23 protein-coding genes and 1 pseudogene are annotated in these 23,374 nt (G+C 66.8%); 11 read left to right on the forward strand and 13 right to left on the reverse strand.

What is annotated here, in order from left to right; all coding sequences use genetic code 11:
* Position 1: 1 nt before the first annotated feature.
* Positions 2-793, forward strand: coding sequence for an ATP-binding cassette domain-containing protein (locus B146_RS0119170; protein WP_019998097.1), 792 nt, complete (start codon positions 2-4; stop codon positions 791-793).
* 57 nt (positions 794-850) lie between these two features.
* Here B146_RS0119170 and B146_RS0119175 read toward each other — a convergent pair whose 3' ends face one another.
* From B146_RS0119175 to B146_RS0119205, 7 genes are all read right to left on the reverse strand, one after another.
* Positions 851-1,144 (reverse strand): type II toxin-antitoxin system RelE/ParE family toxin, encoded by a 294-nt coding sequence (locus B146_RS0119175; RefSeq protein WP_019998098.1) that lies wholly within the window; start codon positions 1,142-1,144, stop codon positions 851-853.
* Positions 1,145-1,150: 6 nt separating this feature from the next.
* On the reverse strand, positions 1,151-1,396 hold the full coding sequence (locus tag B146_RS0119180) for a type II toxin-antitoxin system ParD family antitoxin (protein WP_019998099.1): 246 nt from the start codon (positions 1,394-1,396) through the stop codon (positions 1,151-1,153).
* 58 nt (positions 1,397-1,454) lie between these two features.
* Entirely contained in the window at positions 1,455-2,531 is a 1,077-nt protein-coding gene (locus tag B146_RS26710; protein ID WP_019998100.1) for an ABC transporter ATP-binding protein, read from the reverse strand.
* A 22-nt stretch (positions 2,532-2,553) separates the two neighbouring features.
* A complete protein-coding gene (locus B146_RS0119190; RefSeq protein WP_019998101.1) occupies positions 2,554-3,588 on the reverse strand; it encodes an ABC transporter ATP-binding protein in 1,035 nt (344 codons plus the stop codon).
* A gap of 4 nt (positions 3,589-3,592) precedes the next feature.
* On the reverse strand, positions 3,593-4,513 hold the full coding sequence (locus B146_RS0119195; protein WP_019998102.1) for an ABC transporter permease: 921 nt from the start codon (positions 4,511-4,513) through the stop codon (positions 3,593-3,595).
* A complete protein-coding gene (locus B146_RS0119200; RefSeq protein WP_019998103.1) occupies positions 4,510-5,433 on the reverse strand; it encodes an ABC transporter permease subunit in 924 nt (307 codons plus the stop codon). Before B146_RS0119200 ends, B146_RS0119195 begins: the two co-directional genes overlap by 4 nt.
* A 284-nt stretch (positions 5,434-5,717) precedes the next feature.
* Positions 5,718-7,253, reverse strand: coding sequence for a peptide ABC transporter substrate-binding protein (locus tag B146_RS0119205; protein WP_051091603.1), 1,536 nt, complete (start codon positions 7,251-7,253; stop codon positions 5,718-5,720).
* Between the two features lie 323 nt (positions 7,254-7,576).
* Between B146_RS0119205 and B146_RS0119210 the strand changes: the two genes are divergently transcribed.
* Complete coding sequence (locus B146_RS0119210; protein WP_019998105.1) at positions 7,577-8,308, forward strand: glutathione S-transferase; 732 nt, start codon at positions 7,577-7,579, stop codon at positions 8,306-8,308.
* Between the two features lie 69 nt (positions 8,309-8,377).
* Here B146_RS0119210 and B146_RS0119215 read toward each other — a convergent pair whose 3' ends face one another.
* Positions 8,378-9,196 carry a lytic murein transglycosylase gene (locus B146_RS0119215; protein ID WP_019998106.1) on the reverse strand — a complete coding sequence of 273 codons (819 nt, stop codon included), beginning with the start codon at positions 9,194-9,196 and terminating at the stop codon, positions 8,378-8,380.
* 237 nt (positions 9,197-9,433) lie between these two features.
* Between B146_RS0119215 and B146_RS0119220 the strand changes: the two genes are divergently transcribed.
* On the forward strand, positions 9,434-9,751 hold the full coding sequence (locus tag B146_RS0119220; RefSeq protein ID WP_019998107.1) for an antibiotic biosynthesis monooxygenase family protein: 318 nt from the start codon (positions 9,434-9,436) through the stop codon (positions 9,749-9,751).
* A gap of 102 nt (positions 9,752-9,853) precedes the next feature.
* A complete protein-coding gene (locus B146_RS26715) occupies positions 9,854-11,260 on the forward strand; it encodes an MFS transporter (RefSeq protein WP_019998108.1) in 1,407 nt (468 codons plus the stop codon).
* Positions 11,261-11,316: 56 nt separating this feature from the next.
* On the opposite strand, the gene B146_RS0119230 is transcribed toward B146_RS26715, so the two are convergent.
* On the reverse strand, positions 11,317-12,495 hold the full coding sequence (locus B146_RS0119230) for an NAD-dependent epimerase/dehydratase family protein (protein WP_019998109.1): 1,179 nt from the start codon (positions 12,493-12,495) through the stop codon (positions 11,317-11,319).
* Between the two features lie 123 nt (positions 12,496-12,618).
* Here B146_RS0119230 and B146_RS0119235 point away from each other — a divergent pair, with 123 nt between their 5' ends.
* The 5 genes from B146_RS0119235 (at position 12,619) to B146_RS0119255 (ending at position 18,033) form a co-directional block, all read left to right on the forward strand.
* Positions 12,619-13,665 carry a glycosyltransferase family 4 protein gene (locus B146_RS0119235; protein WP_026358761.1) on the forward strand — a complete coding sequence of 349 codons (1,047 nt, stop codon included), beginning with the start codon at positions 12,619-12,621 and terminating at the stop codon, positions 13,663-13,665.
* A 143-nt stretch (positions 13,666-13,808) separates the two neighbouring features.
* Positions 13,809-14,882, forward strand: coding sequence for a GlxA family transcriptional regulator (locus B146_RS0119240; RefSeq protein ID WP_244498200.1), 1,074 nt, complete (start codon positions 13,809-13,811; stop codon positions 14,880-14,882).
* Positions 14,883-15,003: 121 nt separating this feature from the next.
* Positions 15,004-16,353 carry a quaternary amine ABC transporter ATP-binding protein gene (locus B146_RS26720; RefSeq protein WP_019998112.1) on the forward strand — a complete coding sequence of 450 codons (1,350 nt, stop codon included), beginning with the start codon at positions 15,004-15,006 and terminating at the stop codon, positions 16,351-16,353.
* Positions 16,251-17,111: an ABC transporter permease gene (locus B146_RS0119250; RefSeq protein WP_019998113.1), complete on the forward strand. Its 861-nt coding sequence runs from the start codon at positions 16,251-16,253 to the stop codon at positions 17,109-17,111. Before B146_RS26720 ends, B146_RS0119250 begins: the two co-directional genes overlap by 103 nt.
* An 82-nt stretch (positions 17,112-17,193) precedes the next feature.
* Positions 17,194-18,033: a glycine betaine ABC transporter substrate-binding protein gene (locus B146_RS0119255; protein ID WP_019998114.1), complete on the forward strand. Its 840-nt coding sequence runs from the start codon at positions 17,194-17,196 to the stop codon at positions 18,031-18,033.
* Between the two features lie 159 nt (positions 18,034-18,192).
* Here B146_RS0119255 and B146_RS0119260 read toward each other — a convergent pair.
* The 3 genes and pseudogenes from B146_RS0119260 to B146_RS0119270 all read right to left on the reverse strand — a co-directional run.
* Positions 18,193-19,263: pseudogene (locus B146_RS0119260) on the reverse strand (methyl-accepting chemotaxis protein); the annotation flags it as partial.
* Positions 19,264-19,432: 169 nt separating this feature from the next.
* Positions 19,433-19,738: a hypothetical protein gene (locus B146_RS26725; protein ID WP_019998116.1), complete on the reverse strand. Its 306-nt coding sequence runs from the start codon at positions 19,736-19,738 to the stop codon at positions 19,433-19,435.
* Positions 19,739-19,896: 158 nt separating this feature from the next.
* Positions 19,897-21,807 (reverse strand): potassium transporter Kup, encoded by a 1,911-nt coding sequence (locus B146_RS0119270; RefSeq protein ID WP_019998117.1) that lies wholly within the window; start codon positions 21,805-21,807, stop codon positions 19,897-19,899.
* Between the two features lie 415 nt (positions 21,808-22,222).
* Here B146_RS0119270 and B146_RS28490 point away from each other — a divergent pair, with 415 nt between their 5' ends.
* Positions 22,223-22,399, forward strand: a complete 177-nt coding sequence (locus B146_RS28490; RefSeq protein ID WP_019998119.1) for a DUF2934 domain-containing protein — start codon at positions 22,223-22,225, stop codon at positions 22,397-22,399.
* An 83-nt stretch (positions 22,400-22,482) separates the two neighbouring features.
* Positions 22,483-22,734 carry a DUF2171 domain-containing protein gene (locus tag B146_RS0119285; RefSeq protein ID WP_019998120.1) on the forward strand — a complete coding sequence of 84 codons (252 nt, stop codon included), beginning with the start codon at positions 22,483-22,485 and terminating at the stop codon, positions 22,732-22,734.
* Positions 22,735-22,830: 96 nt separating this feature from the next.
* Here the strand turns inward: B146_RS0119285 and B146_RS0119290 are convergent, their stop codons facing one another.
* The gene (locus tag B146_RS0119290; RefSeq protein WP_026358763.1) at positions 22,831-23,343 is read right to left on the reverse strand and encodes an MmcB family DNA repair protein; all 513 of its coding nucleotides are present in this window, start codon (positions 23,341-23,343) and stop codon (positions 22,831-22,833) included.
* Positions 23,344-23,374 lie beyond the last annotated feature (31 nt).

The following is a 23,374-nucleotide window of genomic DNA, read 5'->3' on the forward strand; positions in this document are numbered from 1 at the left end:
CATGTCCCATCTCGGCACCCAACCCGTTCTGCGCGCCCGCAACCTTCGCAAGAGCTATGGCCGCGTGGTGGCCATCGACAACGCCGATTTCGATCTCTATCCCGGCGAGATCCTCGCCGTGATCGGCGACAACGGCGCCGGCAAGTCGACCCTGATCAAGGCCCTGTCCGGCGCGGTGACGCCGGATGCCGGCGAGATCCTTCTCGACGGCAAGCCGGTCACCTTCGCCAATCCGCAGGCCGCGCGCGACGCCGGCATCGAGACGGTCTACCAGCAGCTCGCGCTCTCGCCCGCCCTGTCGATCGCCGACAACATGTTCCTCGGGCGCGAAATCCGCCGCTCCGGCCCGCTCGGCCAGTGGTTCCGGATGCTCGACAAGCCGAAGATGCGCAAGATCGCCCGCGAGAAGCTCTCCGAGCTCGGCCTCATGACGATCCAGAACATCGATCAGGCGGTGGAAACGCTCTCGGGCGGCCAGCGCCAGGGCGTGGCGGTCGCCCGCGCCGCCGCCTTCGGCTCCAAGGTCCTGATCCTCGACGAGCCCACCGCCGCGCTCGGCGTGAAGGAATCGCGAAAGGTTCTCGACCTCATTCTCGAGGTGCGCTCGCGCGGCCTGCCGATCGTGCTCATTTCGCACAACATGCCGCATGTCTTCGAGATCGCCGACCGCATCCACATCCACCGCCTGTCGAAGCGCCTTTGCGTGGTAGACCCCAAATCCATCTCCATGTCCGACGCCGTGGCGCTGATGACCGGCGCGAAGGCGCCCGACGGGGAGATGATGGCGGCCTGAACCAGCGGCGCTTCATTCGATGAAAAAGGCCGGCGCCTTCCGGAACGCCGGCCTTTTCTACATGTGCCGGTCGATATCCATCCGGGCATGGAGGACACGCACCACCTCAATGCGGTTCTCGCTCCTACGATGAATAATGAGATGGGAGCGGACCAAGCTCTTTTCGAAGCCTGAAATCTCCTTCGCCATCGTCCGTGATCGCGTCTGGCCTGTGGCAAGACCCTCGATGGCGCGGCGGAGTTCAGCGAGATAGGCAGTCGCCTGGGCTAAGGACCATTCACGTGCCGTGTAGCGGAAGATGTCGGCGAGGTCCTGCCGCGCCTTGGGCGTTAATTGAACCTTAGGCGCCATGCTTCCTCAAGCGCCATGCTCGGCGTTCAGCTCTCGCAGAAGCTCATCGAAATCGAGATCGGTCGCAGGGCCGCTCTCGACGCCTTCGCGGATCGCCTCGCGCAGGGCCTGAAGCTTGGTTTCGCGCTCCTCCAGAAGCCGCAGCCCGGCTCGCACGACTTCGCTGGCGGAGCCGTAACGGCCATCGCGAACCTGCTCGGCGATGAAATCCGAGAAATGGTCTCCCAGAACGATGGATGTATTTCTGCTCATGAGGGCCTCCACTACCAGAATATGGTAGTGGAGGTGGATTAAGGAAGCAAGATCGGGCTTACCCCGCCAAAACCTCCAGGGCCGGCGCTTCCTTCGCCTTCATCCGGCGCGCCGCTTCCTCGCCCGCGAAGTGGCAGGCGGCGCGGTGGGTGTCGGAGACGGGCCTCAGTTCGGGTGGAACCTCGGCGCAGACGGGTTCGGCGATCGGGCAGCGCGTGCGGAAGGCGCAGCCGGACGGCGGGTTGACGGGCGACGGCGGATCGCCCTGCAGCACGGTGCGCCGGCGGGCGCGCGCCGCCACCGGGTCCGGGATCGGCGCGGCCGAGAGAAGCGCGCGGGCGTAAGGGTGCGCCGGCGTCTCGAAGACCTCGGCGCGCGTCCCCTCCTCCACCACGCGACCGAGATAAAGAACGAGGATGCGATCCGACACGAGGCGCACGACCGACAGGTCGTGGCTGATGAAGAGCAGGGTCAGCCCGCGCCGCTTGCGCAGATCGGCGAGGAGATTGACGATCTGCGCCTGGATCGACACGTCGAGCGCGGAAACCGGCTCGTCGCAGACGATGAGCTTGGGCTCGGTGACGATGGCCCGCGCAATGCCGATGCGCTGCGCCTGCCCGCCTGAGAACTCGTGCGGGTAGCGGTTGATCATGTCGGCCACGAGACCGACCTCGGCCATGACCTTTTCCACCCGCGCGCGGCGCTCGTTGCGCGACAGGCCGGGCTCGGCGACGCGAAGCGGCTCGGCGATGATCTCGCCCACCGTCATGCGCGGGTCGAGCGATGCGATCGGGTCCTGAAAGATGATCGACAGGTCGCGCCGGGCCGCGCGCATGTCGGCGGCGGAGAGGTCGGCGAGATTGCGGCCCTGCCAGACGACCTGCCCCTCGGTCGGCTCGATCAGCCGCAGGATGGAGCGGCCGAGCGTGGACTTGCCGCAGCCGGACTCGCCGACGATGCCGAGCGTCTCGCCCTCGCGCACGCTGAAGGACACGTCGCGCACCGCCTTCAGCGTCTGGGCCTTGGGAAAGAAGCCCTTGCCCTTCAGCTTGAACTCGGTCGAGAGGTGACGCACGTCGAGAAGCGGCGCGGCGCTCTCGGACTTCGCGGTCTCGGACAGTTTGGTCTCAGACATTCGGGTCTCAGACATCTTAGTCTCAGACATGGGCCAGTTCCCCCTTCGCGGTGCCCTTGGCCGCGTCCACGAAGGCGCGCCAGCAGGCGGCCCGGCGCGGCCCGGCGCCCTCGCGCTCGACACGGTCGAGCGGCGGGCGTTCCGTGGTGCAGCGCTCCACGGCGAAGCCGCAGCGCGGATGGAAGGCGCAGCCCGACGGCGGCCGGATGAGATTGGGCGGCCGGCCGGGGATCGGATCGACGCCCAGCGTGTCGCGGTCGACGCGCGGGATCGAGCCGAGCAGCGCCGCCGTATAGGGATGGGCGGGCGCGGCGAAGACGTCGTCGACGCGCCCCTCCTCCACGATGCGGCCCGCATACATGACGGCGATCCGGTCGGCGACGCCGGCCACGACGCCGAGATCGTGAGTGATGAGGACGAGCGCGGTCTTTTCACCCGTCAGCTCGGCGAAGAGCTCGAGGATCTGCGCCTGGATCGTGACGTCCAGCGCCGTGGTCGGCTCGTCGGCGACGATGACCTTCGGCCGGCAGAGAAGCGCCATGGCGATCACCACGCGCTGGCGCATGCCGCCCGACAGTTCGTGCGGATATTGCTCGATGCGCCGCTCCGCGTCGGGAATGCCGACGCGCTTCAGCATGGCGAGCGCCTCGGCCTCCGCCTCGCGCCGCCGCATCCCCTTGTGGACCTCCAGCGTCTCGGCGAGCTGGCGCTTGATCTTCAGCGTCGGGTTGAGCGCGGTCATGGGGTCCTGAAACACCATGGCCATGTCGCGCCCGCGCACGCGGTCGAGATCGCGCGTGGAGAGCTTGAGGAGATCGGCGCCCTCCAGCCGCGCCTCGCCTTCCGTGCGTCCGTTCTTGGCGAGAAGCCCGAAGACGCCGTTGAAGGTCTGCGACTTGCCCGAGCCCGATTCGCCGACGATGGCGAGCGTTTCGCCCGCTTCCACCGAGAAGGACAGATCGCTCACCGCCTGAACCTCGCCGTCGGGCGTGGCAAAGCGGATCGAATAGTTGGACAGGGACAGGACGGGTGTCGTCCGGTTGTCGGTCGTGGTCATGAGCTTACCGATCCTTCGGGTCGAAGGCGTCGCGCAGCCCGTCGCCGATGAAGGCGAGCGAGAGGAGAAGCGAGACGAGGACGCCGCCGGGGAAAAGAAGAAGCCAGGGCATGATCTCCAGCGTGTCCGCGCCTTCCGAGATCAGCGTGCCGAGCGAGGTGAGCGGCTCCTGAACGCCGAAGCCGAGATAGGACAGGAAGCTTTCCGTCGCGATGATCTCGGGAACCGTCAGCGTCGCGAAGATCACCACCGGCCCGACGAGGTTCGGCACGATATGACGGCGGATGATGGTGAAGGTCGAAACGCCCGAGGCGCGCGCGGCCTCGACGAATTCGCGCTCCTTCAGGGACAGCGTCTGCCCGCGCACGATGCGCGCCATGGTCAGCCATTCCAGAAGGCCGATCGCGGCAAAGAGCAGATAGACGTTGCGCCCGAAGATCACCATCAGGAGGATGACGAAGAGGATGTAGGGCAGCGCATACATGACATCGACGAAGCGCATCATGGCCGCATCGACGCGCCCGCCGACGAAGCCCGAGACCGCGCCGTAGAGAATGCCGACGAAGACCGAGACGGCGGTGGCGATGAGGGCCACGAGCAGCGACACGCGCGTGCCGTAGAGCGTGCGCGCCAGGAGATCGCGCCCGTTCTGGTCGGTGCCGAAATAGTGCATCGTCTCGAACGAGGGCGGGGCGCGGAAGGCGGCCCAGTCCGGCGTCTCGTAGTCGAAGGGCGTCAACCATGGGCCGACAACGGCCGCGATCACGATGAAAAGGAACACGGCGAGCGAGACCATCGCCGCCTTGTTGGAGCGGAAGCGCCGGAGCGCGTCGCGGGTCAGGGAGCGCGGCTTGCCCTGAAAGGCCTCCGCCTCGTGAACGACGAAGGGTTCGAGCGCCTCGCGCTTGTCGACATAAAGGGTCATCGCGCGCGCACCCTCGGGTCGAGCCAGGCATAGGCCAGATCGACGATGAGATTCAAAATCACGATCAGCAGCATGTAGAAGACGACCGTTCCCAGAACCATGCCGTAGTCGCGGTTCAGGGCGGCCTGGATGAAGTAGCGGCCGAGGCCGGGAATGCCGAAGACCTGCTCCACGACGATCGAGCCGGTGAGAAGGTAGCCGGCGGCCGGGCCAAGATAGGAGATCACCGGGGTCAGCGCCGGCTTGATCGCATGGCGCAGGACGAGAAGGCGCGCGCCGACGCCCTTGGCGCGCGCGGTGCGGATATAGTTGGAGTTCAGGACCTCGATCATCGAGCCGCGCATGAGGCGCGAGATGCGGCCCGCATGGGGAAAGGCGAGCACGAAGACCGGCAGGACGAGATGCGGCCAGGACCCGTCGCCCCAGCCGCCCACCGGCAGCCAGCCGAGCTTGACGCCGAACACGAGCTGCAGGATCGGCGCGACCAGGAAGTTCGGCACGACGACGCCGATCATGATCACGGCGGCGATCAGATAGTCCGCCCCCTTGTTCTGGTAAAGCGCGCCGTAGATGCCGGCGGCCAGCCCCACCACCACGGCGACCACGAAGGCCGAGCCGCCGAGGATCAGCGTATAGGGCAGGCCGATGGCGATCTGCTGGCCGACCGAGAAGTCCTTGGTGACGAAGGACGGCCCGAGATCGCCCTGCAGGAGCCCGCCGAGATACAGGAGGTATTGCTGCACGAGCGGCAGGTCGAGATTGTAGTGGGCGCGCAGATTGGCCAGGATTTCCGGCGGCAGCGCGCGTTCCTGGTCGAACGGGCCGCCTGGCGCCAGTCGCAGAATGAAGAAGCAGGCGGTGACCGCGATCAGCACCACCGGGATCGCCGTCAGGAGACGACGAAGGGCGAAGGACAGCATCGCTCAAGTGTTCCAAAAGGGCATCGGCCTCGGGCGCGGAACGGCATGTCCCGCGCGGCCGGATGCGTCGATACGAAAAGGGTCGAACAAGGAAGGGCGTCGTCGCTCGGCCCGGAAGGACGGGCGACCGGACGCGAGGCAGGCGAAGGGCCTTGCCTCGTAAGGGGCGCCGCTCGGGGCGGCCGCGACATGCGACGGCCAGCGGCGAAGGCCGCGCCAGGCTCGAAGCCGGCGCGGCGAAAGGTCAGGAGGGCGGCGCTCGATCCGCCCTCTCAGGGTTGCCCTTACTCGGCCTTGGTCAGCCAGCGCGTGCGGTGAATGTCCTTCACATTGTCCTCGTAGCCCGAAATCTTCGGCGAAACGACGCTCTTGGTGACGTAGTAGTAGATCGGGATGGCCGCGGAATCGTTCAGCGCGATCGTCTCGGCCTGCTTCAGGAGATCGGCGCGGGCCTTGAGGTCCTGCGTCGCCTGAGCCTCCGTCAGGAGCTTGTCGTAGTCCGCGTTCTTCCAGCGGCCGTAGTTCATCTCGATCCCGCCCTTGAGAAGGTCGAGGAAGTTGGAGGGATCGTCATAGTCGGCCAGCCAGCCGGCGCGGCCGACCTGGAACTCGCCGGCGCGAAGGTCGGCATAGTGGACCTTCACCTCGCTGTTGACGAGCTCGACCTCGACGCCGAGCGGCTTCCACATCGAGGCAATGGCGACGGCGACGCGCTTGTGGTTCTCGTCGGTGTTGTAGCGAAGCTGCAGCTTCAGCGGGTTGGAGGCCGAATAGCCCTCCGCTTCCAGAAGCTTCTTGGCTTCCGCGATCTTCTGGCCCTGCGGCAGGTCCTTCCAATCGACGGTGGCCGGGCCGCCCTCGTAATTGGCGATGCCGGGCGGCACCCAGCTATAGGCGGGCAGTTCGCCGGTGCCCAGGATCTGCGGGCCGATCGCCTCGCGGACGACCGCCATGGACAGCGCCTTGCGCACATTGGCCTTGTCGAGCGGCGGCTTGGAGCTGTTCAGAACGTAGTAGTAGAGGCCGGCGAAGGGCGTCACATGCGCCTGACCCGGCATGTTCTCCTGCAGCCACTTGTACTGGTCGGCCGGGAACTGGGTGAGAATGTCGAACTCGCCGGCGCGGTAGCGGCGCAGCGCCGCCGGAATGTCCTCCAGCGTGAAGAACTTGGTGCCGTCGATCTTCAGCGAGCCGGTATCATACCAGTTCTCGTTCTTGGCGGTCAGCACATGGCTGCCCGGCACCCATTCCACCGGCTTGTAGGGGCCGTTGGTGACGATATTGCCGATCTGCACCCAGGCGTCGCCCTTGGCCTTCACGACATGCTCGGGCAGCGGATAGGCGGTGTAGTGGGTGAGCGCGCCCAAATAGAAGGGCGTCGGGTGCTCCAGCGTGATCTCGACGGTCTTGTCGTCCAGCGCCTTGATGCCGAGCTGATCCATGTCGGCCAGCTTGCCCGTGTTGATCGCCTCGGCGTTCTTCATCGGGTACTGGAGATAGGCGTATTGCGCGGGCTGCTTGGGGTCCATCAGGCGGCGGAAGGCGAACACGAAGTCCGACGCCTTGACCGGCTCGCCGTCCGACCACTTGACGCCGTCGCGCAGCTTGAACGTGTAGACGAGGCCGTCGTCCGAGATGGTCCAGCTTTCCGCCATGCCGGGGATCGGATGCGCCTGCGCGTCTTCCGTCACCAATCCTTCGAAAATGTCGCCGGACACGCGGTTTTCCCAGTCGCCCGACAGGCGCTGCGGGTCGAGCGAGGTGACGTCGCCGCCATTGTGCAGGTTCAAGGTGGCCGCGTCGGCCGCGCCGACGGCCATGAGGGCGGCGATGGACGCGGCGCCGAGCAAGGTGCGGAAGTGGAACGTCAAAGGAGAGACTCCTCGAATGGGGGCAGGCCGCTGGCCCGGAAGCGCGTCTTCAAACATACCCGCTATCGGTTTGTCCAGATGGACAATGATTACAAATTAGTCTGTCAACAACGCTGACCTATTTCCGGGCAGCATATTATAAGATGCTCGTACGGTAAGGCAATTCGACCTTCCGTTGACGCAAGCTGCCGGAAACGGACCGTCGCACCCACTCTCGAGCGCAACTCCCTCCTTCCTCCGCGCATTGCCGTCTCGCGACAGGAGAGCCTTTCATGAGCGACACGTTCGACCTTTACTATTGGCCGCAGATCCAGGGGCGGGGCGAGTTTCCGCGCCTCGTCCTGGAGGCCGCCGGGGCGCCCTATCGCGACGTCGCGCGATTGAGCGAGGCCGAGGGCGGCGGCATCGAGGCCATGATGAAGCGCATGGAAGAGGCCGCGCATCCGCCCTTCGCCCCGCCCTTTCTGGTGCAGGACGGGGGGCTCGTGTCGCAGGCGGCGGAGATTTCGGCCTATCTCGGCGAGCGCCTCGGATTGGCGCCGGAGACGGAGGCCGAGCGGCTTTTTGCCCGGTCCGTCGCGCTCACCACGGCCGATCTCGTGGCCGAGGCGCATGACACGCATCACCCGGTCGGCACCAGCCTTTACTACGAGGACCAGCGCGAGGAAGCCGTGCGCCGGGCCGGCGAATTCCGCGCGCAGCGGATGCCGAAATTCCTCGGCTGGTACGAGCGCGTCGCGACCACCAATCCGGCGCGGTCGGGCTGGCTCGTGGGGCCGGCGATGACCTATGCCGATCTCGGCCTGTTTCAGGTCGTGGAAGGTCTGCGCTACGCCTTCCCGCGCCGCATGGCGGCGATCGAGGGGCGCTACCGGCTCGCCATCGCCATCCGCGACCGCGTGGCCGAGCATCCCGCCCTGGCCCGCTATCTCGCAAGCCCGCGCCGCATTCCCTTCAACGAGGACGGCATCTTCCGCCGCTACCCGGAACTCGACGGGGATTGAGCGGGCGGAGGGGACGAGCCGGGCCGATCGCGGAAGAAAGCCGCGATCGGCCCGGACGTCAGAGGGAGCTCAGTTCGCGAGCTTGGTGGCGAAGAGCGCGAGGCCCTGCTGGTAGACGGTCGCCCGGTTCCAGTCGACGAGACGGGCGAAGTTCGGCTCGCCGGGATTGTAGCCCGCGCCCGGAACCCAGCCGTGCTGCTTCAGGAAGTTGGCGGTGGAGGCCAGAACGTCCGCCTTGGAGCGGATGAGGTCGCGGCGGCCGTCGCCGTCGAAATCCACGGCGTAGCGCAGGTAGTTCTTGGCGAGGAACTGCGTCTGGCCGATCTCGCCGGCCCAGGCGCCCTTCATATCGGACGCCTTCTTGTCGCCGCGCTCGACGATCTGCAGCGCGGCCAGGAGTTCCTCGGTGAAGAAGTCCGAACGGCGGCAGTCGTAGGACAGGGTCGCCAGCGAGCGGAAAATGTTCATGTTGCCGGAATTGGCGCCGAAGCCGGTTTCCATGCCCCAGATCGCGACGAGGATTTCCTTCTGGACGCCGTAGCGCTGCTCGATCCGGTTCAGGAGGTCGCGGTTCTGCGCGATGATGCCCTTGCCCTTCTTGACGAAGGAGGCCGGCGCGCGGCGCTCCATGAAGGCGTCGAGCGAGAGCTTGAAGCTCTTCTGGTTGCGGTCGAGGCCGATGACCTTGGCATCATAGGTGACGCCGCCGAGCGCGGTCTGCAGCGTGTTCTGCGAGATGCCCTGAGCGGCGGCCTGCCGCTTGAAGCTTTCGAGCCAGGTCGGAAAACCGCCGGGGCCGTTGCCGCAGGCCTGCGCGAAGGCGGGCGAGGCCGCAAGAAGAACGGCGGCGCCGAGAGCGGCGGCTTTCAGAGTGTGGAGGACGCGCAAGAAGCTGTTCCCTTTTCCAGTGTTCGTCCGCAAGGCCCGGGTGAGACAGCCGCGCGCCGGGAGGAAGGCGGCGACGCCTCGCGGACCGTCATGAGGTGGCTTCATAGAGGACATAGAAAGGTTTGCGTAGGGTTACGAAAGCCTTGACCGATCTCACGATGTCGCGAGGCCCTTTCGCTTGGGCTTGGCGGCCGGCTCCCCTATCTTCGGGCGCGAATCGCTGGAGACAACCCCACCATGTTCATCGCCATGAACCGCTTCAAGGTCATCAAGGACGCGGCCGAGGATTTCGAGACGCTCTGGAAGAACCGCGAGTCGCATCTCGCCGGGATGCCCGGCTTCGTGGAATTTCACATGCTGCGCGGGCCGGAGCGCGAGGATCACCAGCTCTATTCCTCGCACACGGTCTGGGCGAGCCGCGAGGATTTCGAGGCCTGGACGCGCTCCGACGCCTTTCGCGCCTCGCATCGCGGCGCCGGCGGCACCAAGCCGCTCTACCTCGGCCATCCCGAATTCGAGGGTTTCGACGTCATTCAGACGATCTCGCGCGACTGACGCCGCCGGGGAAGGCTGGCACTATCCCTATGGCTGACTTAGTTTGAGCATGCTCCCGGCCGCGCCTTCCGCGACCGGCCGGACGCCTTCTCGGATTTTTCCATGCAGCATCAAGACGGTCTCGACCAACCCCAGCGCACGCTGGCCTTCGCCACGGTCGCGCTGACGCTCTTCGTCGCGGTGCTCGACGGGGCGATCGCCAATATCGCCCTGCCGCCCATCACCCAAAGCCTCGGCATCCGGCCGGTGGACGCGATCTGGGTGGTGAACGCCTATCAGCTCGCCGTCACCATGATGCTGCTGCCGCTCGCCAAGCTCGGCGAGGTGGTCGGCTACAAGCGCGTCTATCTCTGGGGCCTCGCCCTGTTCACGCTGGCGTCGGGCCTCTGCGCCCTGGCCGATTCGCTGGGGATGCTGATCTTCGCCCGTGCCATCCAGGGTCTCGGCGCGGCGGGCGTCATGAGCGTCAACATCGCGCTCGTGCGCTTCATCTTTCCGCGTGCCCAGCTCGGCCGGGCGGTGGGCAATGTCGCCGTGATCGTCGGCGTTTCCTCGGCCACCGGGCCGACCATCGCCGGGCTGATCCTCGCGGTCGCGCCCTGGCAGGCCCTGTTCCTCGTGAACGTGCCGGTCGGGCTTCTCGCCATTCTGGTCGGCGCCCGCACGCTGCCCGTCACCCATCGCTCGGGCGAGCGCTTCGACGTCAAGAGCGCCGCCCTCAGCGCGGCGACCTTCGGCCTGGTGATTTCGGGCGTGAACGCGCTCGGCCATTCCGAAGGGCTCTTGCTGGCACTCGGCCAGATCGCGGCGGGTCTCGCGGTCGGCGTGGTCTTCGTGCGCTCGCAGTTGCGCCTCGCCGCTCCCATCCTGCCGGTGGACCTTCTGGCGCGGCCGGTCTTCGCCTTGTCGGCGCTGACCTCCGTCTTGTCCTTTTCGGCGCAGATGCTGGCCTTCGTCGCCCTGCCCTTCTTTCTTCACGACACGCTGGGCCGCAGCGCCTCCGAGACCGGCCTTCTGATGACGCCCTGGCCGATCGCCACGGCGCTCGCGGCCTTCGTGTCGGGCCGCTTTTCCGACCGGCTGCGCGAGCCCGGACGCCTTGCCGCCGTCGGCCTCGCGCTGTTCGCGGCCGGTCTTCTCTCGCTCGCGCTCCTGCCGGCGCAGCCGAGCGATTTCGATCTCGTCTGGCGGCTCGTGGTGGCGGGTCTGGGCTTCGGCATCTTCCAGGCGCCCAACAACAAGATCCTCGTCACGAGCGCGCCGCGCGAACGCGCGGGCGGAGCGAGCGGCATCCAGTCCACCGCCCGGCTCGTCGGCCAGTCCATGGGCGTCGCGTTTCTGGCGGTGATCTTCGGCCTCGCGCCCGATCATGCGATCGGCGCGGCGCTCGGCCTTGCGACGCTGCTCGCCGCCATCGGCGTGGTGCCGAGCGCCCTGCGCCGGACGGAGCAGGAGCTTGGCGCGCAGCCCGGCGCCATCGCGCCCGGCGCCCGCAGCCCGGCGGAGTAAGGCTCACAAAAAAACCCGCCGGGAGGCCCGGCGGGTTTGATGTCGGGACCGCCCGCCTATTCCGCCGCGAGCGGCTTCACCCAGAGGCTGGAACAGACGATGCGGCTCGTGTCGCAGCGGTCGCGGTGCTTCTCGGCGACGCGCACCACCTCGTCCATCAGACCGTCGGACAGGCGCGTCGGCTCGAGGCCAAGCTTGATCAGCGTGTCGTTGGCGACCACGAGATCGTTCTCGGCCATTTCGTTGCGCGGATTGTCCCGGTGCTCCACCGGCGCGCCGGTCATGCGCGAGATCATCTCGGCGAGATCGCGCACGCGATGGGTCTCGGTCATCTGGTTCATGATGCGAACGCGCGCGCCGCGCTCGGGCGCCGAGCGGATGGCGAGCGCGATGCAGCGCACCGTGTCGCGGATATGGATGAAGGCGCGCGTCTGCCCGCCCGAGCCATGCACGGTCAAAGGATGGCCGATGGCGGCCTGCATCAGGAAGCGGTTCAGGACGGTGCCGTAGTCGCCGTCATAGTCGAAGCGGTTGACGAGGCGCTCGTCGAGATCGGTCTCCGGCGTCGAGGTGCCCCAGACGATGCCCTGGTGCAGATCGGTGATCTTCAGCCCGTCGTTCTTGGCGTAATACTGGAACAGGAGCTGATCCAGCGTCTTGGTCATGTGGTAGATCGAGCCGGGATCGACCGGATAGAGGATCTCGACATTGGCTTCCTGGCCGGCCGAGCGCAGCGTCGCCTCGATATAGCCTTCCGGGATCGTCATGCCCTTGGTCTTGCCGTAGCCGTATACGCCCATCGTGCCCAGATGCACGAGATGCGCGTCGGGACAGGCCTCCACCATGGCGCAGAGAACCGCGCTCGTGGCGTTGACGTTGTTGTCCACCGTGTAGCGCTTGTGCCAGGGCGACTTCATCGAATAGGGCGCGGCGCGCTGCTCGGCGAAATGCACGATCGCGTCGGGCGCGACGCGCCGGAACAGCGCTTCCAGCCGGTCGTAATCCTTGGCGACGTCGAGTTCCACGAACTCGATCGGCGAGTTGCGCGTTTCGCGCCAGGCCTGGAGCCGCTCGGGCATGGGGCGGATCGGGGTGAGGCTCTGGACGCCCAGTTCCTCGTCCGTGCGCCGGCGCACGAGATTGTCCACGATCGTCACCTCGTGGCCTTCGGCCGAAAGATGGAGCGAGGTGGCCCAGCCGCAGAACCCATCACCGCCGAGAACGATTACCTTCATGACCGGAACACCTCGAACATTTCTCCCGGATGCGTCTTGACGCTTCTATCTGGCGCAAGCTCTAGCATTGCGTAGGTCCCGCAGGAATCGGACCGGCATTTTCTCAAGCCGAAAGAGCGCGACATGCGTATTCTGATAGCTTCTGATGCAGCTCCCCCTCAAATCAATGGTGTGGTCCGCGTGCTCGACACGACGGCCGAGTGGCTGAGGCGTTTCGGCCACGAGGTCCGGTTGGTCGGCCCGGCGGATTTTTCCGCCAGCCTGCCGGCCCCCGGCTACCCGGAAGTGCGCCTCGCCATGACGCTCGGGCGCACGCTCGGGCGGATCATCGAGGACTTCCAGCCCGACACGATCCACATTCCCGTGGAAGGCACGATCGGGCTCGCCGCCCGCCATTACTGCCGCCGGCGCGGCATTCCCTTCACCACGTCCTTCCACACCCGCTTCGGCGATTATTTCGAGAAGCGGATCGGCGTCGGCTCGCCGCTCGCCTACGGGTTCCAGCGCTGGTTCCACAATGGCGGCAACGGCATCATGGTGCAGACCGAGACGCTGGAGCACGAGCTCGCCGAGCGCGGCTACAACAATATCCGCCGCTGGGGCCGCGCGGTGGACACCGAGCTCTTCACGCCCTGCCGCGAGGAACCCGGCTTCGACCCGGATTTCCTCGGCCTGCCGCGCCCGCTCTTTCTGTATCTCGGCCGCATCTCGCCGGAAAAGAACCTCGAGGCCTTCCTCTCGCTCGACCTGCCGGGCTCCAAGGTCCTGGTGGGCGACGGGCCGGCGCTGGAAGCGCTGAAGGCCCGTTATCCCCAAGCGCATTTCCTCGGACGCCGCACGGGGCGCGCGCTCGCCGAGCATTTCTCGGCGGCCGACGTCTTCGTCTTCCCCTCGCGCTTCGAGACCTTCGGCCTCGTGGTTCTGGAGGCGCTCGCCTGCGGCACGCCCGTCGCCTCCCTGCCCGTGCCCGGCCCGAAGGACATCGTCGGCGGCACGCCGCACGCGGTCCTTTCGGAGGACCTGCGCACGGCCGCGCTCCAGGCGCTCGACATCGACCGCGCCGGCTGCCGCCGCCATGCCGAGACCTATAGCTGGGAGCGCTGTTCGCGCGAGTTCGAAGGCAATCTCGTGCCGATTCCGCCCTCCGTCTGGCGCAAGATGGCGGCCTGACGGAAGGTTCGGCGGGGCAATCCAAGGCCCTGCAAACGAAGGATTGTCGCGTCGCACAAGACGGTTTCGCGACAATCGCTTGGCCGCTGCTCTGTTTTTCGCCATGATGAAACGAGATGCATGGTGAAAAGGAGGACCCGCCCGTGAACCGCACGCCTTTTGGCCGCGCCGCCGCGATCGAGACGCCGTCCTTGCGCGTCGGCTTTCTTCTCGCCAACAATTTCACGCTCTCGGCCCTGTCGCTCTTCGTCGACGCGCTGCGCCTCGCCGCCGACGAGGGGGATCGCTCGCGCCCGATCCGCTGCGGCTGGAGCGTCATGGCGGCCCGGCCCGAGCCCGTGCGCTCCTCCTGCGGCGTCCTCGTGTCGCGCACCGCCCCGCTCAGCGATCCCACCTCGTTCGACTATATCGTCGTGGTGGGCGGCCTTCTTCATGCCGGTAACCAGATGGACGACAGCAACATCGCCTATCTGCGCTCGGCGGCGAGCGCCGGCGTGCCGCTGGTGGGCGTGTGCACGGGCTCCTTCGTCCTCGCCCGCGCCGGGCTGATGCGTGGCCGGCGCTGCTGCATCTCCTGGTATCACCATGCCGATTTCGAGGCGGAGTTCTCCGACATCGTGCCCGATGCCGACCAGCTCTTCGTGGTGGATCGCGACCGCATCACCTGCGCCGGCGGCTCGGGCGTCGCCGATCTCGCCGCCTTCCTGATCGAGCGCCATGTCGGCGCCTCGGCCGCGCAGAAGAGCCTCCACGTCCTCCAGCTCCAGAACCGCCGCCAGGGCAGCGACGCCCAGCCCCATGCCGCCGCCGGATCGGCGGGGGGCGACGACCGCGTGCGCCGCGCTATTCTCCTCATGGAGCAGCACATGGCCGAGCCCTTGTCAGTGGAGACCATCGCGCATCGGCTGCAACTCTCCTCGCGCCAGCTGGAGCGCCTGTTTCAGGACACGCTCGCCGTCAGCCCGGCCGTGGCCTACCGCCAGCTGCGCCTCGGCTATGCCAAGCGCCTGCTCCAGACGACGCGCAAGAGCGTCACCGACATCGCGATCGAGGCGGGCTTCTGCGACGGGGCGCATTTCGCGCGCCAGTTCCGCGCCCATTTCGGCATCGCCCCGCGCGACATCCGCGCGCCCGACACGGTTGCCCTGGACCTGCCGCCCGCATCCGCGACCACCCCTGCCCGCGACATGACCATGGCCCAAGATATCATCATGTAAAAAGGCGCCATGTCGCCTTCCTACAGGACGATGTCCGAATTCGCATCGTCACACGGAGAAGCTGCGGTCACGATCCCTTATCGCCTTTTTGGAGCGGCTCCAGACAAGAGCCCTCGCAGCGATGGAGGATGGTTCGATCACGCAATCCCCCGCCCCCCCGAATGCCGAGCGCATTCGCGTCTCCAACATCGTCAAGCTCTTTGGCGACAACGAGAAAACCGCCCTGCGCCGCCTGAAGGAAGGCGCCGGCAAGTCGGAGATCCTCAGCGAGACCGGCGCGGTGCTCGGCCTCGACAACGTCTCCTTCTCGGTCAACGAGGGCGAGATCCTCGTCGTGATGGGCCTGTCGGGCTCGGGCAAGTCCACCATGCTGCGCTGCCTGAACCGCCTCGTGGAGCCCACCGCCGGGTCGATCCGCATCGACGGAACCGAGGTCACGGAACTGTCCACCAAGGCGCTGCGCGAGTTCCGCCGCAAGACCTTCGGCATGGTGTTCCAGCACTTCGCCCTGTTTCCGAACCGCACGATCGCGGAAAACGTCGAATACGGGCTGGAGATTCAGGGCGTCGATCGCAAGGCGCGCCGCGAGCGCGCGCTGGAGGCGGTGGAACTCGTCGGCCTCAAGGGATGGGACGCGAAGTTCCCGCGCCAGCTTTCGGGCGGCATGCAGCAGCGGGCGGGCCTTGCCCGCGCCCTGTGCGCCGATGCCGACATTCTCCTGATGGACGAGGCCTTCTCCGCGCTCGATCCCCTCATCCGCCGCGACATGCAGAACGAATTGCGCTCGCTGCAGAAGAAACTGCGCAAGACCATCGTCTTCGTCAGCCACGATCTCGACGAGGCCATCCATCTGGGCGGGCGCATCGTCCTGATGAAGGACGGCGCCATCGCGCAGAGCGGCACGGCCGAGGAAATCCTCCTCGACCCGCAGGGCGAGTATGTTCGCCGCTTCGTGGAAAATATCGACGTCTCCTCCGTGGTCACGCTCGGCCGCCTCGTCAGCCCGCAGCCGCGCCTTTTCGAGGGCGCCAGCGCCGAGGAGGCCTGGCCGCTTCTGGAAGCGCGCCCGGGCCGGGCCGACGACGTCTTCGTCGTCACCTGCGAGCGCGACACGCCGGTCGGTCGCATCGCGCGCGACCGGCTCGCGTCGCCCGGCGCGCGCGGGCAGCGGCTCGAAAGGCTGATGGAGGGCAGCATCGCCCGCGCGCCGGCCGGCGCGGTTCTGAAGAGTGTGCTGCCGCTTCTGGCGAACGAACCCCATGGCCTCGCGGTGGTGGACGACGCGGGCCGCTTCGTCGGTCTTCTGACCCGCGAAACGGCGCTGCGCGCCTTGGCCGGCAAGCAGGCGAACGAGGAAAGGAACATGGCATGGACTGGCTCCTCACCGACGATGGAAGCATCCGCAAGTTCCCTCTTGACGACATCTCCAGCAATGCCCTCGATTGGCTCACCCTCCATCTCGCATCACTGACGCGGGGCCTTTCCGCCTTCGTGGCGGGCTGGATCTCGACGGGCACGGATCTTCTGCTCCGCATTCCGCCCTGGGCCTTGATCCTGCTTCTGGCCGCCGGCGCCTTCGCGCTGGCGGGGCGTCGCGTCGGGCTTCTGGCGCTTCTCGGCTTCCTGTTCCTGTGGAACCTGCGCTTGTGGGACGCGACGGTGGAAACGCTCGTTCTCGTCACGCTCTCGACGCTCGCCGCGCTTCTGATCGGCCTGCCGATCGGCATCGGCTGCGCCCTGTCGGAGCGGGCCTGGAAGACCGTCTCGCCCGCGCTCGACATGATGCAGACCATGCCGAGCTTCGTGTATCTGATCCCCGCCATCCCCTTCTTCGGGCTCGGCTCGGTCTCGGCGGTGTTCGCCACGGTGATCTTCTCCATGCCCCCGGTGATCCGCCTCACCGCGCTCGGCATTCGCGGCGTGCCGCACGATCTGACCGAGGCCGCCGACGCCTTCGGCACCTCGCCGGTGCAGAAGCTTCTGAAGGTGCAGCTTCCCCTGGCGCTGCCGACCATCATGGCCGGCATCAACCAGACCATCATGCTCGGCCTCTCCATGGTGGTGATCGCCTCCATGATCGGCGCCGGTGGCCTCGGCCGCGAGGTCTGGCGCTCGATCCAGCGGCTCGACGCGGGCTCGGGCTTCCAGGCCGGCGTCGCGATCGTCATCCTCGCGGTCGTCCTCGACCGGGTCACCCAGGCCATGGCGCGCCGCGCGCGCTCGGCCTGATCCTTTCTCTTTCCGCCTTCCCTTCCCTCTCACTCCTCCCTTCCCTCTCCCCCCCTTCCCTCTCAACGGAGTTCCGAGACCCATGCTGAAGTTCCTAGCAGCCGCCGCTCTCGCCACGACCCTCATGACGGGCCTCGCCTCGGCCGCCGAGAAGAAGGTGAACCTGGCCTATGTGGAATGGTCCGACGCCGTGGTGGCGACCAATCTTCTGGCCGAGACGCTGAAGACGAAGGGCTACGACGTGACCCTGACGCCGCTCCCGGCCGCCGCCATGTGGCAGGCGGTGGCGACCGGCGAGGCCGATGCCATGGTGGCCGCCTGGCTGCCGGCGACGCACGCGGCCTATTACGCCAAGCTGAAGGACAAGGTCGATCTCATCGGCCCCAATGTCAGCGGCGCCAAGATCGGCTGGGCCGTGCCCGCCTATGTGGATCTGACCTCGGTCGAGGATTTGAAGACCAAGGGCGCCGAGGTCGGCAACAAGGTGATCGGCATCGATCCGGGCGCCGGCCTGATGCAGGCCTCCGAAAAGGCCATCAAGGATTACGGCCTGACCAACGTCAACCTGGTGGACGGGTCGGACGCGACCATGACCGCCGCCCTGAAGGACGCGATCGACCGCAAGGAGCCGATCGTCGTGACGACCTGGACGCCGCACTGGATGTTCGGGCGCTGGGACCTGAAATATCTCGCCGACCCCAAGGGCTCCTTCGGCGGCGAGGAAACGGTGAACACCGTGGCGCGCAGCGGCTTGGACAAGGACATGCCAGAGGTCCACAAGATTCTCGCCAATTTCAAGCTCTCGCTCGACGACGAGCAGAAGATGATGCTGCAGAACGAGGAAAAGGGCGCCAACCCGGCCGCGAACGCCAAGGCCTGGGTCGCCGCCAACCCGGACAAGGTCGCGGCCTGGACGAAATAGGCCGGGCCGCCCTCCAGCCACATGCGGAAGCGAGAAAGGGGCGGGCCGTTCATCGGCCCGCCCCTTTCCTTGTGTCCCCTCGACGAGGCTGCCGGGCCGTCAGGCCGCCCGGCGCGCGCGCGCCGGGGCGCGCGGCGTCTCGCCATGCCCGGCCGACAATTGCTGCCCGGTGCGGTCGAGATGGTTGATCGCCTGGCTGATCTGCTCGGCGCCGATCGACTGTTCGCGGCAGGCGGCGGAGATTTCCGACACGAGTTCGGCGGTGCGGCGAATGTCCGGCACGAGGGCGCGCAGCGCGCCGCCGGCTTCCTCCGAGACTTCCAGCGAGCGGGTCGACAAGTCCCCGATCTCGCCCGCCGCGACGGTGACGCGCTCGGCGAGCTTGCGCACTTCCGAGGCGACCACCGCGAAGCCCTTGCCATGGGCGCCGGCCCGCGCCGCCTCGATGGCGGCGTTGAGGGCCAGAAGGTCGGTCTGGCGCGCGATTTCCTGGATGACCTGGATCTTGCCGGCGATGGTGCGCGTCGCCTCCACCGCCTTGCCCACGGCCTCGCCGCCGCGATCGGCGTTCAGCGACGCCTGCGCCGCGATCTTTTCCGTGGTGCCGGCATTGTCGGCGTTCTGGCGGATATTGGCGGTCATTTCCTCCATGGCGGCGGAGGCCTCGCCGAGCGAGCGGGCCTGTTCGGCCGCCACATGCTCGCGCTCCGCTTCCATGCGCGCCTTGTCGGAGGCGAGCGCCTCCAGATAGGTCGAGACGCCATAGTCCATGTCGAGAATGGCGACCTTGACGAGGAGCCCCAGAAGCTCGGCCGCTTCCTCGACCTTGCCCCGGCGCAGGAGGCCGCCCGCCAGAAGGCGCGGCAGCATGATGCGGATCGCTTCTTCGAGGATCAGCGCATAGCCGCCGAGATACCAGCGCGGCTCCAGCCCGATGCGCGCATGGGTGCGCCCGATGCGCTCGACGTCGGACACGTAGCCATCGTCGATCTGACCGCTGGCGAGGCGCGCCCAATGCTTGTTCTGGGCGGTTTCGGCGGTCTTGCGCATGCCCTCATGCGCGAAGAAGGACTGGAGTTCGGGAACCTTCGCCATCTGGTCGTAGAAGGCGGAAATGCCCCCGGCCGTGGCCTCGCCGATCAGATCGGCCTTCGTTCCGATCCGTTGAAGCGCCGCGTCATCGAGTTGCAGAAATGCGAGACGGTCCAGGAGATCGGAACGGGAGGTCATGGCAGGTTCCCTTTGAGGTCAAGGGGAAGCTTGCCAACCACGCGTTGAAGAATCATTAGTTATACTAACAATAAGAGCCGGCTACAAAAACTTGTGGCCGGCCTCGCGCGTCTGACGCAGATTTGCCCCCCCGCGGGGTTCGTCGGTCGAAGATCGACCGATCAGGCCCTCATGCGGCGGAGGCCGCCTTGGCCCGCCGGGGAGCCTTGGCAGCGCCCGTCTTCGGGACGGCGCTCTTGGTGGCCTTGGCTTTGACGCTCTTGGTGCGGCGGGGCGCGAGTTCGGCAAGCTCGGCTTCTGTGCGCGCCGTGTCGGCTTCCTGTGCGAGGCGCAGCGCCTTGAGGCGCGCGGTCTTGGCGTCGCGCGCCTTGGTTTCGGCTCGGATCAGGCTGAGGGCCGTGCCCTTCTCCGAACGGTTCGCGATGTCGCCGAGCCGCGCGTTTTCGCGGGTTTGGGTCGAGGTTTGCGCGTCCATGGAGATGCCCCTGGCTGGCCGGAACCCGCTGACCGCCGCGATATGCGACGGTGGCGTCCGGCGAGGCGGCCTTTGAGGGGCCGCATCACCCACAAGCTAGGGCGGAGCGTGCCGTCTGCGAGTGCGACGCTCTGTCCGCAAGCCCGGAAACGGCGGCCTCAGAGCGTGACGTAGGTTCCGAGTTCCACGACGCGGTTGGCCGGGATGCGGTAATAGTCGATCGCGTCGTAGGAATGGCGCGCCATCTTGATGAAGAGCTGGCTCTGCCAGCGCGGCATGTCGCTGCGCGCCGCCGCCTTGATGCGCCGACGGCCGACGAAGAAGGTCGTGGACATGACGTCGAACTTGACGCCCAGTTCGCGCAGCTGGATCAGCGCCTCCAGGAGATTGGGCTCGTCCAGGAAGCCGTAATGCAGCTCGACGCGCGCGAAGGCGGGCGACAGCGGGTGGTAGGTCAAGCGATCGGCCGCCGAGACGTAGGGCACCTCGGCCGTGCGGATGGTGACGATGACGTTCTTCTCGTGCAGCACGCGGTTGTGCTTGAGATTGTGCAGGAGCGCGGAGGGCACCGTCTCGGGCGTCGAGGTCAGATACATGGCCGTGCCCGAGACATGGGTGACGGAGGAGGTCTCCATCGCCTTGATGAAGGTCTCGAGCGACAGGTTCTGCTGCTGCGCCTTGGTGTTGAGGAGGCGCGTGCCGCGCACCCAGATGGCCATCAGCGCCATGATGCAGCCGCCGATCACCAGCGGCAGGTAGCCGCCGTCCGCGAGCTTCAGGAGATTGGCCGCCAGGAACGCCGTGTCGATCGCGATCAGCGGCGTCACCACGAGAACGGCGAGCCCGAGGCCCCAGCCCCAGCCATAGGCGAAGACGACGATGCCCAGAAGGCTGGTGATGATCATCGTGCCGGTGACGGCGATGCCGTAGGCCGCGGCGAGCGAGGAGGAATCCTGGAAGAAGACGATCAGGATCACGACGCCGATCATCATCAGCCAGTTGACGGTCGGCAGATAGATCTGCCCGCGCTCCGATTCCGACGTGTGCTCGATCTGCAGGCGCGGCAGGAGGCCGAGCTGGATGGCCTGCTGGGTCAGCGAGAAGGCGCCGGTGATCACCGCCTGACCGGCAATGATCGTAGCGAGCGTGGCGAGGATCACGAGCGGCAGGCGCGCCCATTCGGGAGCCGACAGGAAGAAGAGGTTCGGCAGGGCCGCCGCGTCGTTGAGGGCGAAGGCCCCCTGCCCGAGATAGTTGAGGATCAGCGCCGGGCCGACGAAGCCGAGCCAGGCGATGCGGATCGGCCTCTTGCCGAAATGGCCCATGTCGGCATAGAGCGCCTCGGCGCCGGTCACGGCGAGGAACACCGAGCCGAGCACGGTGAAGCCGAGAATGCCGTGCGAGGTCATGAACCAGAACCCGTTCACCGGGTTCAGCGCATGGAGGATCTGCGGCGCGTCGCCGATATGCGACACGCCGATCACCGCCAGCGTGACGAACCAGACCGCCATGATCGGCCCGAAGAACACGGCGACCTTGGCCGTTCCGAAGGACTGGATGGCGTAGAGGCCGATGATGATGGCGAGCGCGATGGGCACGATATAGGCGTCGAGCCACGGCGTCGTGACCTTCAGGCCCTCCACGGCCGAGAGAACCGAAACGGCGGGGGTGAGGATCGCGTCGCCGTAGAACAGCGCCGCGCCGATCATGCCAAGGGTCAGGATCACCCGGTTGGGCCGCTTCAGCGCGGTCTGCGCCAGCGCCATGAGCGACAGCGCGCCGCCCTCGCCCTGGTTGTCGGCGCGCAGCACCAGCATCACGTATTTCACCGTGACGACGATGACGAGCGACCAGACCAGAAGCGACACGATGCCGATGATCTCGGACGCGGAAGGCACGCCGCCGACATGCAGCAGCGATTCCTTCATCGCGTAAAGGGGACTCGTCCCGATATCGCCGTAAACGACGCCGATGCTGCCGAGGACGACGACAGGCAGGCTCTTGCGGGGGTGGCCGTGCGCGCCGTGCGTTGTCGTTTCGGCCGTGGAGGCCGCTTCGCCGCTGGTCATTCCTCTGACGAGGCCTCCGGTAGGATGAACATCATGGAGCAGAAAAGCGCAGCGTCGTTCTCGTGACGGACCGAGCCCGCCGCGACCAGGGTTCCATGGAAGGCGCGCATCGGCCCGAAAAGGCTAGATGCTCGCCGATAGGTCGCGAGCGTCTAGCATGGAACGCACAGGAGGCAAAGTGTGGCTCTTTCCCACGCCTTGCAGAGGTCGAGGCCCGAGGCGACGCAGCGCCCTCATGGTTTATTTCACCCCGCGACAAGAAAAAACGCGTTTCGGCGGCCTGTTCGCCTGTTCGTACCTGCTTGGGGCAATATGTGTTCGTTAGAAGACCTACCCATGCGTCGTCCCGCCCCTCCCCCTGAAGACGGGCCACGCGGCACACGCCAAGGGACGGCGGGAGGAAGTCGAGGACGACATGATCACAGCAATCGACAGGGACCAGGAAATTCGCAACCTGGCTTATTTCCTTTGGGAAAAGGCCGGACGCCCCACGGGCCAGGAGCACGACTTCTGGGCAGAAGCCGCGCGCCGCATCGAGGGCGATCGCTCTTGCGAGCTGCCGCGACAGGAAAACCGCTTCGTCGCGCGCTGAAGGCGCGACGTTAATTCCGCCTGGCCATGCATCCCGATCGATCGCGCGGCGTTACCCTGATCCATTCATCAGGGAAGAGAACCATGCTCGATCGCATCAGGGAACATATGGAAGTGATCGGCGCGGACGGCGTGCATGTCGGCACGGTGGACCGCGTCGAGGGCGAACGCATCAAGCTGACCAAGAAGGACAGCGGCGAGGGCCGCCACGAGGGCCATCACCACTACATCTCGGCGGGCTTCATCGCCGACGTGGAAGGCGACAAGGTGCGCCTGTCGGCCAATGGCGATGTCGCCGTGTCCTTCGAAGAGGAAGAGGACGGCAAGGCGGCCTGACCTGAGCGGCTTTCCGGCTCGTCAAACGCTACCGAGCGGACGGATGGCTTTCGGCCGCCGGCCGCTCGTTTCGTTGGGGCAGCGCCCACGCGACTTTCAGGCGTCCTCGTCCAGGGCCAGGCCGCCATCGGTCAGGAACGGGTTGGCGCTCCATTCGGCCCGCAGCAGCCGGTCCGAGGCGATGCGCGCGAAGCGAAGCGTCAGGGCCTTGCGCGTCGAGGCGGACAGGCGCTCCTCGGGCGCCTCGCGCAGGATTTCCGCGCCGTAGCCATCCGACAGGATCAGCCCGCAGCATTCGGGAAAGATGTCGGTCGGCACGCCAGGATGCGTGGCGAAATACAGGCGGTCGCAATGGAGCCGATAGTCCGGCCATTTGCGATCCACGCGAAAGTCCTCGATCGAGGACTTGATCTCGACGATCGTGAACTCGCCCTTTTCCGACAGGCAGAGAAGATCGGCGCGCCGGCCGGTGACGAGCGGGATCTCGGGCAGGACGGAGACGCGCATCTGGATCATCAGCCGCTGCACGCCCCGGCGCACCAGAAGCGCGCGCTCGGACTGCCGGCCGTCCACCAGGGGATCGCGTTGGGTCGGGGATACGATGGGCATGGGCCGGAGTTAACGCAGAATTAACCCCGGC

It is taken from the genome of Aureimonas ureilytica DSM 18598 = NBRC 106430, assembly GCF_000382705.1.
GTDB classification, from domain to species: Bacteria; Pseudomonadota; Alphaproteobacteria; order Rhizobiales; family Rhizobiaceae; genus Aureimonas; species Aureimonas ureilytica.

What these genes read in the sequence shown, in the direction of transcription:
- B146_RS0119170 (WP_019998097.1), top strand. Translation starts at nt 2, where the DNA reads ATGTCCCATCTCGGCACCCAACCCGTTCTGCGCGCCCGCAACCTTCGC.
- B146_RS0119175 (WP_019998098.1), bottom strand. Translation starts at nt 1,144, where the DNA reads ATGGCGCCTAAGGTTCAATTAACGCCCAAGGCGCGGCAGGACCTCGCC.
- B146_RS0119180 (WP_019998099.1), bottom strand. Translation starts at nt 1,396, where the DNA reads ATGAGCAGAAATACATCCATCGTTCTGGGAGACCATTTCTCGGATTTC.
- B146_RS26710 (WP_019998100.1), bottom strand. Translation starts at nt 2,531, where the DNA reads ATGTCTGAGACCAAACTGTCCGAGACCGCGAAGTCCGAGAGCGCCGCG.
- B146_RS0119190 (WP_019998101.1), bottom strand. Translation starts at nt 3,588, where the DNA reads ATGACCACGACCGACAACCGGACGACACCCGTCCTGTCCCTGTCCAAC.
- B146_RS0119195 (WP_019998102.1), bottom strand. Translation starts at nt 4,513, where the DNA reads ATGACCCTTTATGTCGACAAGCGCGAGGCGCTCGAACCCTTCGTCGTT.
- B146_RS0119200 (WP_019998103.1), bottom strand. Translation starts at nt 5,433, where the DNA reads ATGCTGTCCTTCGCCCTTCGTCGTCTCCTGACGGCGATCCCGGTGGTG.
- B146_RS0119205 (WP_051091603.1), bottom strand. Translation starts at nt 7,253, where the DNA reads ATGGCCGTCGGCGCGGCCGACGCGGCCACCTTGAACCTGCACAATGGC.
- B146_RS0119210 (WP_019998105.1), top strand. Translation starts at nt 7,577, where the DNA reads ATGAGCGACACGTTCGACCTTTACTATTGGCCGCAGATCCAGGGGCGG.
- B146_RS0119220 (WP_019998107.1), top strand. Translation starts at nt 9,434, where the DNA reads ATGTTCATCGCCATGAACCGCTTCAAGGTCATCAAGGACGCGGCCGAG.
- B146_RS26715 (WP_019998108.1), top strand. Translation starts at nt 9,854, where the DNA reads ATGCAGCATCAAGACGGTCTCGACCAACCCCAGCGCACGCTGGCCTTC.
- B146_RS0119230 (WP_019998109.1), bottom strand. Translation starts at nt 12,495, where the DNA reads ATGAAGGTAATCGTTCTCGGCGGTGATGGGTTCTGCGGCTGGGCCACC.
- B146_RS0119235 (WP_026358761.1), top strand. Translation starts at nt 12,619, where the DNA reads ATGCGTATTCTGATAGCTTCTGATGCAGCTCCCCCTCAAATCAATGGT.
- B146_RS26720 (WP_019998112.1), top strand. Translation starts at nt 15,004, where the DNA reads ATGGAGGATGGTTCGATCACGCAATCCCCCGCCCCCCCGAATGCCGAG.
- B146_RS0119250 (WP_019998113.1), top strand. Translation starts at nt 16,251, where the DNA reads ATGGACTGGCTCCTCACCGACGATGGAAGCATCCGCAAGTTCCCTCTT.
- B146_RS0119255 (WP_019998114.1), top strand. Translation starts at nt 17,194, where the DNA reads ATGCTGAAGTTCCTAGCAGCCGCCGCTCTCGCCACGACCCTCATGACG.
- B146_RS26725 (WP_019998116.1), bottom strand. Translation starts at nt 19,738, where the DNA reads ATGGACGCGCAAACCTCGACCCAAACCCGCGAAAACGCGCGGCTCGGC.
- B146_RS0119270 (WP_019998117.1), bottom strand. Translation starts at nt 21,807, where the DNA reads ATGACCAGCGGCGAAGCGGCCTCCACGGCCGAAACGACAACGCACGGC.
- B146_RS28490 (WP_019998119.1), top strand. Translation starts at nt 22,223, where the DNA reads ATGATCACAGCAATCGACAGGGACCAGGAAATTCGCAACCTGGCTTAT.
- B146_RS0119285 (WP_019998120.1), top strand. Translation starts at nt 22,483, where the DNA reads ATGCTCGATCGCATCAGGGAACATATGGAAGTGATCGGCGCGGACGGC.
- B146_RS0119290 (WP_026358763.1), bottom strand. Translation starts at nt 23,343, where the DNA reads ATGCCCATCGTATCCCCGACCCAACGCGATCCCCTGGTGGACGGCCGG.